The 11,273-nt window shown below is 56.6% G+C and carries 9 protein-coding genes; 1 reads left to right on the forward strand and 8 read right to left on the reverse strand.

Features of this window, described 5'->3' with window-relative positions:
- The first annotated feature begins 48 nt into the window (after nt 1-48).
- Entirely contained in the window at nt 49-1,692 is a 1,644-nt protein-coding gene (locus tag ENI00_RS17015; RefSeq protein WP_304104993.1) for a fatty acid--CoA ligase, read from the forward strand.
- Nucleotides 1,693-1,771: 79 nt separating this feature from the next.
- Here the strand turns inward: ENI00_RS17015 and ENI00_RS17020 are convergent, their stop codons facing one another.
- Genes ENI00_RS17020 through ENI00_RS17055 form a run of 8 tightly spaced genes read right to left on the reverse strand, consistent with a single transcriptional unit; the run spans nt 1,772 to nt 11,127 of the window.
- Complete coding sequence (locus ENI00_RS17020) at nt 1,772-2,164, reverse strand: RidA family protein (protein ID WP_304104996.1); 393 nt, start codon at nt 2,162-2,164, stop codon at nt 1,772-1,774.
- Between the two features lie 40 nt (nt 2,165-2,204).
- Complete coding sequence (locus ENI00_RS17025; RefSeq protein ID WP_304104998.1) at nt 2,205-4,085, reverse strand: sigma 54-interacting transcriptional regulator; 1,881 nt, start codon at nt 4,083-4,085, stop codon at nt 2,205-2,207.
- Nucleotides 4,086-4,110: 25 nt separating this feature from the next.
- Nucleotides 4,111-4,746, reverse strand: coding sequence for a 3-isopropylmalate dehydratase small subunit (leuD, locus tag ENI00_RS17030; protein ID WP_304105001.1), 636 nt, complete (start codon nt 4,744-4,746; stop codon nt 4,111-4,113).
- Nucleotide 4,747: 1 nt separating this feature from the next.
- Nucleotides 4,748-6,157, reverse strand: a complete 1,410-nt coding sequence (gene leuC / locus ENI00_RS17035) for a 3-isopropylmalate dehydratase large subunit (RefSeq protein WP_304105004.1) — start codon at nt 6,155-6,157, stop codon at nt 4,748-4,750.
- 13 nt (nt 6,158-6,170) lie between these two features.
- Complete coding sequence (locus ENI00_RS17040; RefSeq protein WP_304105007.1) at nt 6,171-6,542, reverse strand: isopropylmalate isomerase; 372 nt, start codon at nt 6,540-6,542, stop codon at nt 6,171-6,173.
- A 46-nt stretch (nt 6,543-6,588) separates the two neighbouring features.
- Nucleotides 6,589-7,179 (reverse strand): isochorismatase family protein, encoded by a 591-nt coding sequence (locus ENI00_RS17045; protein WP_304105010.1) that lies wholly within the window; start codon nt 7,177-7,179, stop codon nt 6,589-6,591.
- Nucleotides 7,179-9,050, reverse strand: a complete 1,872-nt coding sequence (locus ENI00_RS17050) for a hydantoinase B/oxoprolinase family protein (RefSeq protein WP_304105013.1) — start codon at nt 9,048-9,050, stop codon at nt 7,179-7,181. Before ENI00_RS17050 ends, ENI00_RS17045 begins: the two co-directional genes overlap by 1 nt.
- Before the next feature lie 4 nt (nt 9,051-9,054).
- Nucleotides 9,055-11,127, reverse strand: a complete 2,073-nt coding sequence (locus tag ENI00_RS17055) for a hydantoinase/oxoprolinase family protein (RefSeq protein WP_304105016.1) — start codon at nt 11,125-11,127, stop codon at nt 9,055-9,057.
- Nucleotides 11,128-11,273: the final 146 nt, after the last annotated feature.

Consider the following 11,273-nt stretch of genomic DNA (forward strand, 5'->3'; position numbering starts at 1 on the left):
GCCAACTTCTCAAGACAACACCAATAAACGGGAAAGAGGATTCCAGACATGGTACAGACACGAATTTTACCTGCGGCTGAAAATGCCCACCAGTACCCTCTGTTGATCAAACAGCTGCTGCTTTCGGGGCCGCGATATTCTCCGGATCAGGAAATTGTTTACGCCAACCGAAGCAAGTACACCTACACCGACCTGGTAGAGCGCATTCATCGCCTGGCTAACGCCCTTGCCGATGCGGGCGTAAAGCCAGGCGATACGGTCGCGGTTATGGACTGGGACACCCCCCGGTATCTGGAATGCTTTTTCGCGATCCCCATGATGGGCGCCGTGCTGCACACGATAAACGTACGCCTGTCACCGGAGCAGATTGTGTACACCATGAACCACGCCGAAGACGACGTGGTGCTGGTACACGATGATTTTCTGCCCATTCTGGACGCCGTTCGTGACGATATCAAAACCGTCAAAACCTACATCCAGCTTAGCGACAACAAAACGGCGAAAAGCACACAACTCAATACGGCCGGCGAATACGAAGCGCTTCTGGCCAGCGCAGGGGCCGCGTTCGACTTTCCGGATTTTGATGAGAACAGTGTGGCCACTACCTTCTACACCTCCGGCACTACCGGCAACCCGAAGGGCGTGTTTTTCAGCCATCGCCAGCTGGTGCTGCACACGCTGGCCATGACCGGCTCGCTTGCCGCCTACGATGAAATGCCATTGTTGCGATCGTCGTCGGTTTATATGCCGGTAACGCCGATGTTCCACGTGCATGCCTGGGGCGTGCCTTACGCGGCCACCATGATGGGCATCAAACAGGTTTACCCCGGCCGCTATGAGCCAGAGTTGCTGGTGGATCTGATCAAGGAACACAAGGTGTCTTTCTCGCACTGCGTTCCCACCATCATGCAGATGCTAATGGGCACAGAGTCCATCAAAACAGCAGACCTGAGTAACTGGCACGTATTGATTGGCGGCAGCGCGTTGACCAAAGGCCTGTGTGACGCGGGCGCCAAGCTCGGCATTCGCATGTACACGGGCTATGGCATGTCAGAAACCTGTCCGTTGCTCAGTGCAACCCATCTCAAACCCGAAGATCTTGAATTGCCGCTGCCGCAGCAAACCGCCAAGCGCGTCAAGACCGGCATCGCAATCCCCATGGTAGAACTGGACATTATGGACCCTGCCGGGAATATGGTGGCCCACGACGGCAAGGCCCAGGGCGAAGTGGTTGCCCGGGCCCCCTGGCTGACCCAGAGTTATTTCAAAGAGCCGGCCAAAGGCGAGGAGCTCTGGGAAGGCGGCTGGCTGCACACGGGCGACGTTGCCTCCATCGAGCCAGACCACACGCTCATCATCAAGGATCGCATCAAGGATGTGATCAAAACCGGCGGTGAGTGGCTGTCATCTCTTGATCTGGAAAATCTGATCAGCCAACACCCGGCCGTCGAAGGGGCTGCCGTTGTGGGTATTGCGGATGAGAAATGGGGCGAGCGGCCCTGTGCTCTGGTCACGCTCAAGCCGGGCGAACGCGCGACTAAGGAAGACATACAGGCCCACCTGCAGCACTATGTGGATAACGGTGAAATCAACAAATGGGCGATCCCTGCCCGGATCGATTTTGTTGACGATATTCCGAAAACAAGCGTCGGCAAAATTAACAAAAAGCTGATTCGTGACCAGTTGCAGTAAACCGTTCTGATGCCGCAACGGCCCGCCAGGTTTTCCTGCGGGCCATACTTGGTGCCCCAAACCCATCACATCCGGAGCGTTAGCCCCGGGTGGCGATCACGTCCAACTCAACCATTAGCTCCGGCAATGCCAGCGACTGAACGCCGACCGTCGTATCTGCCGGCCAGGGTTCAGAAAAGTAACGGTGGCGCATAGACATAATGTATTCGAAATGGGCCATATCCGTGAGATAAACGGTCACCTTGAAAATTCGTTCAATTCCGGAGCCTGCGGATTCCAGTGCCCGCTTGATGTTGAACATGGCCTGTTCGATCTGGGCGTTGATATCTCCCGCTCCGACAACCTCTCCCGAATCGTTTATCGCCGCCTGGCCGGAAAGAAAGATTAGGTCGCCGACGCAATGCCCCTGACCAATTGCGAACTCATTGAATACGTCGGGCTCTACCCGAACAGGTTCTGTTCCGATTGTCATTGTGCCTCCCTCATCGTGTCACCTTGCTCAGATTTGCACACTAACCCCCACCCGTTTGAGGTTTGAGCTGCTTTAACCTCCGCCACAGGGTTGTCTGGCTGATTCCCAGATATTCCGCGGCGCGGGTTTTGTTGCCATCAAACTGATCCAGCACCTTGAGGATTTCCTCCTGTTCCAGCGCCTGAAGGTGACCGCCTCCCACCGAATCCGTTAACGGCGTCACGGGCGCCTCAAACAACTCTGGAATGAGTGTGGGTAGATGCGCGGAAAACTGGCCGATGGAATCATAAAGAGTCGAGGATACCAACAGACGCTCGAGCAGGTTTTCAAGCTGGCGAACGTTACCGGGCCAGTGGTATCGATGAAAGTGAGGAATGAGAGTGGAGACCAGCGACGCCTCATCTGCATCAATCTGGTAGCGCTTACCCAGCAGCGTAATAAAGTGCCGGGTCAAGGGTTCGATATCTTCCGGGCGCTCTCTCAGAGGCGGCAAGCTGACAATGAACACGTTAAGCCGATAGTAGAGATCTTCCCGAAAACGACCCGCCCGAACTTCCTCGATAAGGTTGTGAGTGGTCGCTGCCACAAACTTGATATTCAGCGCAATAGACCTGCGCGATCCCACAGGCCGGACTTCCCTTTCCTGGAGAACTCTCAGCAATTTTGCCTGCTGAGGCATGGGCAGCGAATTGATCTCGTCCATAAAAAAGGTGCCGTTATTTGCAGACTCCAGCAAACCGGACTTACCCCCGCTACGGGAATTGGTGAAAGCGCCGTCAGCGTACCCGAACAGCTCAGACTCAAACAGTTCTCCGGGAATGGCTGCGCAATTAACGGCAACAAACGGTCCGTCCCGGTTGGAACTCGACTCGTGAACAATGCGCGCCGCAAGCTCCTTTCCCGTTCCGGTTTCGCCCCGCACCAGCACGGCTCCGGGCGTTGCGCCGTAAACCCTAAGGAAGTGCTTCACCTCTGCCATGGACAAGGATTGGGAAATGAGCCGTTCAGCCGATGAACCCGTCTCAACGCTTCTATGGGGCGCCGCCTTGATCGAATACAGATGGCCTACGCGCTTGCCGTCCATATCGAACGCAGCTTTGTCGACTCGACATAAGCGGTCATCAAGCAGTATGGCTTCGGCGACCGTATTCGGCGCCTGCAAAAAACGCCCGTCCAGAAAGCGATCAATCCGCTTGTTACAGACCAACCCGTTCACCAACTGCAAAGCCTGGCGATTGAAGCCAATTACCTGTTCATCACGATTGGTGATAATGGCGGCTACCGACGACTGATCCAGCAAAAACTGGCCAAACGCCCGCTGTTCGCCTTCACGCTTGTACTCACCCGCAACGGCAATAGCCTTTCGCACCATCTGCCGGCAAGCGTCTCGGGAATAAATCAAGATGTAGGGAATATCGGCCTGCTCTGCCAGATCGCAAACGTAGCTGGTTCCGATCACCACCCCGAACCCGCCTTTGTCGATCCCGTTGAAAATGTCTTTTGCCTCTTCCGCCGTTTGGTACGTGCGATGGACAATCTCGACTCCTTCAACGTAATCCAGAAACTCCGTCCAGGCGCCCTGATGTTCATGGGTCAATATCAGCATGGTACGGCTGACTTGCCGGGCCTTGAGCACCGCATTCACGAGATCTGACTGAAGGACTTTTAGCGCCACCACCGGCACCGGCAGCGTATCCTGCAGGTAGAAAGCGTTGGCACCTGCACTGACAAACACATCAACGGCATCGTGCTCCACCAGCCTTCGAGCCGACATCAGTGCGTCATTGAAAATACTGTCAATAATGATGACATCCGCAATCGATGCGAACTCGGGTATCAATGAATGAACCAGTTTGCTCAGCTTGGAGTTGCCAATAAGGCACACTCTTACCCGGCTGGTTTCGGCATTATTGAAGTCCAACGCAATTCTCCCCCGTGCTGGCTACTTAACGGAACATCCAGGGCTCAACGGAGCGACGCTGCGCCTCATATTCAAGAATGGTCTCACCCAAAGCCATGGTGCGGCCAATATCGTCCAGGCCACTCAGCAGATTGTCCCGGCGACCCGGCTCCACCACAAAAGACCAGACATTTTCACCCTGTACAATCTCGCAGCGTTCAAGATCAACTGTCAGTGACACTTCTCCCGGCTGACTTGCAAGTTCGAACAACCTGTCGATAACAGACTGCGCAAGAATGACCGGGAGCAGGCCATTGTTGAAACAGTTGTTAAAGAAGATATCACCGAAACTGGGCGCCAGCACCACGCGAACACCATAATCGTGCAACGCCCAGACAGCATGTTCTCTGGATGATCCGCATCCGAAGTTTGCACCCGCCAGCAGAACAGTCCCGCGATCAAAAGGGGGCTGGTTGAGAATGAAATCAGGATCCGGTCGTCGATCGCCCACGGGAATATCCACATCACCCGGGTCAAGGTAGCGTTCATCATCGAAAAGAAAATCACCGTAACCGGTTTTCCCCAGCATCTTCAAATACTGTTTGGGGAGAATGGCATCCGTATCAACATTGGCCCGATTGAAGGGAATAACCAGGCCTGCGTGTGCTGTGAAGGGCTCCATATCATAGCTCCCGAACATCGGTGAGTTTTCCGGTCAGCGCAGCCGCTGCGGCCATCAGGGGGCTCATGAGGTGGGTTTGGCCACCCTTGCCTTGCCGTCCTTCAAAATTACGATTGGAGGTTGAAGCACAGCGCTCACCCGGCTGCAAACGATCGTCGTTCATTCCGAGGCACATGGAACAGCCGGCGGCGCGCCACTCAAAGCCGGCTTTCTGGAATATCGTATCCAGGCCCTCTCGTTCAGCCTGAAGCCGAATCTGACCAGAGCCAGGAACAATCAGTGCCTGCGCGACAGACCGGCTTATTTTTCGACCCTTAACCAGGTTTGCGACGGCTCTGAGATCCTCTATACGCGCATTGGTACAGGAACCAATAAACACCTTGTCTATCGGCAAACCTTTCAGCGCCTGCCCGGGCTCAAGCCCCATGTAGTCCAGTGTGCGCTTCATTGAATTCTGCGCGGCTGCGTCAGGTCCCGCAGAGTCCGGCACACAACCGTCGATACCGACCACCATTTCCGGAGACGTACCCCAGGTCACCTGTGGCACCAACGCGGAGACCGGAAAATACTCCTCTCGATCAAACACAGCGTCTTCGTCGGAGCGCAGCGACTGCCAATAGCGACAGGCATTTGCATACTCTGTGCCTTCAGGCGCATGGGGCCGGCCTCGGACATAGGCCTCAGTAATGGCGTCATACGCAATCATGCCGGCCCGGGCGCCCGCCTCAATACTCATATTGCAGATGGTCATGCGCCCTTCCATGGACATAGTGCGTATCGCCTCTCCGGCATACTCAATGGCATAACCGGTTCCACCAGCGGTGCCGATGCGGCCGATTAACGCCAGAATCAAATCCTTGGGCGTAACGCCAAAACCCATCGCCCCGTCAAACACCACCCGCATGTTTTTTTGGCGCTGGGTGCGTAATGTCTGAGACGCCAGCACGTGTTCGACCTCGCTGGTGCCGATGCCCATGGCCAATGTGGCAAACGCACCGTGGGTTGCCGTGTGGGAATCACCGCAGACAATAGTCATGCCTGGCAGGGTGAGTCCCTGCTCGGGGCCCACCACGTGCACAATACCCTGGCGGGCGTCTTCCAGTTCAATAAGAGGGATACCAAACTCGTGGCAGTTCCGGGTCAGGGTTTCAACCTGAACCCGCGCCACCCGGTCGGCAATACCGGCAACCCCAAGCTCCCGGCGCCGGGTTGGTACGGCGTGATCGGGAACCGCCACGTTAGGGCCAATGCGCCAGGGCTTGCGGCCGGCTGCGCGCAAACCTGAAAACGCCTGGGGAGACGTCACTTCGTGGAGCAGGTGCCTGTCCACGTAAAGCAGGGCCGAGCCGTCTGGTAGCTCAGCCACCAGGTGCCGGTTCCAAAGCTTGTCGTAAAGCGTCTGTGACGCCATGCCGCTATCCTCGTTATGAACGCTTCATTGCAGCCTGAACCGTCTCCCAGTCAAGCCACTGATAAAGATCCTTACCTTCGTCGGCGTCGAGTCGGTAACCGCACCAGGTGTCCAACCGGCCATTCTGCAAAGGTTCAATAATGCAGTAAGGCCGCGCGCAATCCGCTTCTTCCAGACCGCTATCCGCCAGCGTTTGGCGACTGTTCGAAAGTTGTTGTTGCGCCCTGTTCTGAGCTCCCACGTTCTCGGCTGCCAGCGCTTTTACGTTGTCGCGAAAGCCACGCACATAGGCTTGCCGGTACGCCTGGCACGCCTCTGGAGTGTCTGCAAGCCGCTCGACGAACGCCGTTCGGTTTTCTCCTCCAGCCTTCAGCTCGGGTTGCACAGCACACCCGAAAAGGCTTATCAAAACCGCCAGAGCCGAAACTCTCCTAAGCCAGAAACCGGAGGGCCTCATCGAGAGGAAGCACGTCGACATATTTAATTCCCAAATCTCGCAGATTCGCCTCGTGCGCCGAGGCATCGCGGTCGCCTACCGCCTCCCTCGGAACCAGAGTGCGATAGTTGTATTGCAGGCTGTCCAGAGCGGTTGCACGAACGCAACCGCTGGTTGTGAGCCCGGTCACGACCGTGCCGTCCACGGCGGCGGCCTGAAGCCTCTCATGCAAATCCGTTGCAAAAAAGCCGCTGGCCCAGTGCTTGACCAACACCGGCTCATCCGAAAGAGGCGCGAGCCTTGCATCGATTTCTTCCAGCCCGGAGCCAACCTGAAGCACATTCAGCGCCGGCAGTTTTTCCCGAAACACCGTTGCCTGGGATTCATCAGAATAGGCAACGGTGGTAAAAAGCACCGGCCAGCCCCGCTCCCGAAAAAATGCGAGCAATTGCCGGTTGGCCTCCACAACGCTGTCGGCATTCGACGCCAGAGGGCTGAGCGCCGGGTTGGTAAACCCGACGCACATATCCACCAGGATCAGGGCGTAACGATTCCCACGCCGCAATACATTGGATTCCAGTTGCATCAGTGCGCTCCGGACGTTTTCCAGACGGGTGTTGCAGGGGCCGGTAATCCGGTTTCTGCCTCGCACCTGGCTTTGATTTCCTCAATGGTGCCCCCTCTGGAGAATAGATCGTTGCTGTTGCGGGAGAGCGCCATTTCGGCTCGTAATTCCGTGGTACCTCCAGCATCGACTTTGCCCATTCTGTCCAGTATCACGCCGTAGCGACGGGCACCGTCAACACTGACCAGCCCCTTGAGAACGTCCGTTGCAACCGTTGCAGGATCGCGTTCCAGAGGGTTTCCCCAACCGCCGCCACCCCAGGTATCAAAGATCACCAGATCCCCGGCTTCGACCTTTATGTGATCGCATTTGGACGGGAGAATCCGGCTCTCACCGTTTGCTTTGATCAGCTCCTTGCGGCTGCGCATGCCGGGGTCACCGCCAATAACGCCCCAGGGGTAAGTCAGCCAGCGATCATCGTGGATAGAGATCTCTCCGTCAGCCAGAAGCCGATACGCCATCCGTATGCCGTTACCACCACGGTGTTTGCCCGCACCACCCGAATCCGTAATCGTTTCATACGTCTCGATCCGGAGCGGGAAATAGGCTTCTACAAACTCGTTGGGCACGTTGGTGAAGTTAGGCCAGAGGCTGTGACCGTCTGGCCCATCGCCGATCGGACGACCGGGAATGCCGCCAAAACCAATCTGGAACAGCTGGAACCACTCGCCTTTTGCGTCATAGCCTGAATACATGAAGTGCGGTGAATCCGAGAAGCCGGCCGCGTTCATGGCGTCCGGTGTTCCCTGCCCCAACAAACCACCCATAACATCAAAGATGCGGCCCAGCAGGTGCGTGCGACAGGAAAGCGCCGCCGGGAAGTTTGGTTTCAGAATAGAGCCCTGCGGAATGCGCACGTCTACCAGGTCGTAGAACCCGTCGTTGAACAGAATCGAGGGATCAAACAGGTTGATGGTGAACGCGCCAAAGAACATCTTGAACATTTCCTCGTTGAGGAAGTAGTTCACAGATGAAGGCGCCTGAGGATCGGTTCCCTCGAAGTCAAAAATGGCTATATCACCCTCGCGCCACATGGTGCAGCGAATGGTGTAAGGGCCGAGGCCCGCGCCGTCATCACAGATGTAATCTTCAAAAGACCGCTTTTCTTCAGGCACAACGTTGCGAATGATTTCGCGCATAGCCACGTAGTTGCGCTGCAACATCATGCCCAGTGCGCTCGCGAAGACGTCATCGCCAAAACGGTCTGCCAATTCCACACAACGGCGCCCGGCCGTGCGGCAGGATGCCACTATGGCGTTGAAATCAGACCGGTTCCAGCTCGGCATCCGCACGTTGTGCAGGATCAGTTCCAGCACGTCGTGATTCAGCACGCCTTGCTTGTAGATCTTAACCGGCGGAATCCGGATGCCTTCTTCAAAAATCGTCTGGGCATCGGTTGGCAAACTGCCTGGAACCTTACCGCCAACGTCCGACATATGGCCAAACATGGCAGCCCAGTTGATCAGACGACCATCCTTGAACACCGGCACCAGCACCAGCCAGTCTGGCAAGTGACTCACGGCGCCATCGCACATGTAGGGGTCGTTGGTCAGGAAAATATCGCCTTCCTCAATATCGCCACCGTAGGACTGCATAAAGCCTGTGATGAACGAGCCAAACTGACCCACTACCATTTTGCCTTCGTGGTTGGCGATCATCGGGAATGCATCGCCCTGCTCCCGGATTCCCGGCGACATGGCGGTTCGGATCAATACCGCATCCATCTCGTTACGGGCGTTGGCCATGGCATTCTCGATAATATCGAGGGTAACGGTATCCACATCAATCCGCTTGAGCGCGGTCGTATTCGGTTGAATAATATTCGCAGGCATACGATTACTCCTTACCCTTAAGGCCAGCGGGCTCGATCAGCAGATTGCCGACTTTGTCCACGGTTGCCTGATGGTCAGGGAAGATAACGGTTGTAGAGTCCATCTCTGTAACAATCGCAGGGCCAGGCACAACGTGGCCGGGGAAGAGCTTTTCACGATCGTACAAGGTGGCCTGATAGTCTGAGCCCTGAAAGTAGATCGGACTGTCGCCTGTAACCGCGTCTGCAAGGGGTTCTGCCTTGGCCGCCCACTCGCGCTCGGCAATATTCGGCCTTGGTCCACGGGCGATGGCCCGGAGATTCACGAGCTCACGCTCCTCCTCCAGAGAGAAGCTGAACAACTGTTCGTGCTCAGCATCAAAAGCCGTCTGCAAAAGACCCAGCCCATCGTTGCGCAGTTCTTCGGGCGTTACATCCTGGGTGAGCAACAAGGCCTGGCCCTGGTATCGCACGTCGGCCTGCCAAATCACGGTTTGGTCACTGGAAGGTATATCCTGTTTTTCCAGCGAGTCGGTGACCTGTTTGGTCAAACTTTCAAGAATGCCTATCACTTCTTCGCTGGTAAGTGCCGAGAAATTTCGCACCAGTGAGCGCGAAGCCTCATCTTTAACTCGGGTAGTCGCATCACCGTAGGCACAGAGCACGCCTGGCGAGGGCGGAACAATCACGGGCCAGGCGCCCATAAGAATACCCAGCGCGTTGGCATGAAGGGGCCCGGCGCCCCCGAATCCACAGAGGGCAAACTCTCGCGGATCGTAGCCTTGTTCAACAGAAATAAGACGCAAAGCACCGAATATATGCTCATTGGCAATGCGCACAATGCCCTCCGCAGCCTCTTTTAGCGACACGCCCATAGCATCGGCAACTGTCTGAACGGCCGCTTCGGCAAGATCCGTGCGCAGTGCCATTTCGCCACCGAGCTTCTGATTCGCAGGCAGATAACCCAGCACAACATTGGCATCCGTTACTGTCGCCTTTTCACCACCCTTGTTGTAAGCAGCTGGTCCAGGCTCTGCGCCGGCACTGTCTGGCCCGACACGCAAAGCGCGGGTCAGCTCCGGCACGAAGGCGATGGATCCACCACCCGCGCCGACTGTTCGCACGTCTACCGAGGGCGCACGAACGGACACATCACCCACACGGGTTTCACGGCGCAACCTTGCGCTGTTGTGTTCGATCAGGGCCACGTCGGTGGATGTTCCACCGACGTCAAACGTCAGAACTTTTTCAAACCCGCCGCGGGAGCAGAACCAGATTGCGCCGGCCACTCCACCGGCGGGCCCGGAGAGCAACAGGTTCACCGGCGTGTAAGACGCCGACTCACAGGTGGCCAAGCCGCCGTCTGAGCGCAAAATCGAGAGCTCGACATCGGGCGCCAGTCTGGCGCGGATCTCGGTTTCAAGATGGTCCAGATAGTTGGACACTTCCGGGCGCACAAAGCTGTTCACCACGGTGGTTTCCGTGCGCTCGTACTCTTGCATTTCGGGCACAACCCGAGACGACAGAGACACGGGTATGCCCGGCATTACCTCAGCCGCGATTTCAGCAATCCGCTCCTCGTGAACCCCGCTCACATAAGCGTTGATGAGCGATACCGTCAGCGCTTCAATGCCCGCGTCTTTGAGAAATTCGAGTTGTTTGCGAATATCGGCCTCGTCCAGGGGCGTTACCACCTCTCCCCCTGCGCCCAGCCGTTCTATGGCTTCTACCGTATGCTCCAGAGGCGCAAGCAGTGGCTGTTTTTTGAACGTCACCCAGCCGCCCAGGCCGCCCGGTACAAACGAGCGCGCAATGTGCAGCACCTGCCTGTAACCACGGGTTGTAACAAGGCCGACCTTTGCACCTCGTTGGGTAAGAATGGCATTGGTTGCCACCGTGGTTCCGTGCATCACCGAGCGAATCTGCTTCGGATCAATGCCGGAGGTCCGGCAGATCTTTTCAATGCCGTTCAGTACCCCCACGGACGAATCCGCGGGGGTGGAGGGTACCTTGGCCGTGTAGGTGGCACCCGTGTCGTCGTTGATGAGGAGCAGGTCCGTAAAGGTTCCGCCCACATCAGCCCCAAGTCGAAAGCTCATACTTCTCTCCTGGCTCTGTAAGAGGGTTTGTGCCTGTTCAACGAACCGCTGCCTGTTCAAGCTGGCGCAAACTGATGTCGTTACCGTCAACACCCGGCGTGTTGAATTTTGGTATCGGGTTCAGAAAGATGGTGGCATGGCGCCGC

This window comes from Marinobacter antarcticus (assembly GCF_011049865.1).
Classification (GTDB): domain Bacteria; phylum Pseudomonadota; class Gammaproteobacteria; order Pseudomonadales; family Oleiphilaceae; genus Marinobacter; species Marinobacter antarcticus_A.

Bases quoted from the DNA above. Each gene is read 5' to 3' on its own strand.
- leuC (WP_304105004.1), bottom strand. From the start codon at position 6,157: ATGGCGTCACAGACGCTTTACGACAAGCTTTGGAACCGGCACCTGGTG.
- ENI00_RS17015 (WP_304104993.1), top strand. From the start codon at position 49: ATGGTACAGACACGAATTTTACCTGCGGCTGAAAATGCCCACCAGTAC.
- ENI00_RS17020 (WP_304104996.1), bottom strand. From the start codon at position 2,164: ATGACAATCGGAACAGAACCTGTTCGGGTAGAGCCCGACGTATTCAAT.
- ENI00_RS17050 (WP_304105013.1), bottom strand. From the start codon at position 9,050: ATGCCTGCGAATATTATTCAACCGAATACGACCGCGCTCAAGCGGATT.
- leuD (WP_304105001.1), bottom strand. From the start codon at position 4,746: ATGGAGCCCTTCACAGCACACGCAGGCCTGGTTATTCCCTTCAATCGG.
- ENI00_RS17045 (WP_304105010.1), bottom strand. From the start codon at position 7,179: ATGCAACTGGAATCCAATGTATTGCGGCGTGGGAATCGTTACGCCCTG.
- ENI00_RS17055 (WP_304105016.1), bottom strand. From the start codon at position 11,127: ATGAGCTTTCGACTTGGGGCTGATGTGGGCGGAACCTTTACGGACCTG.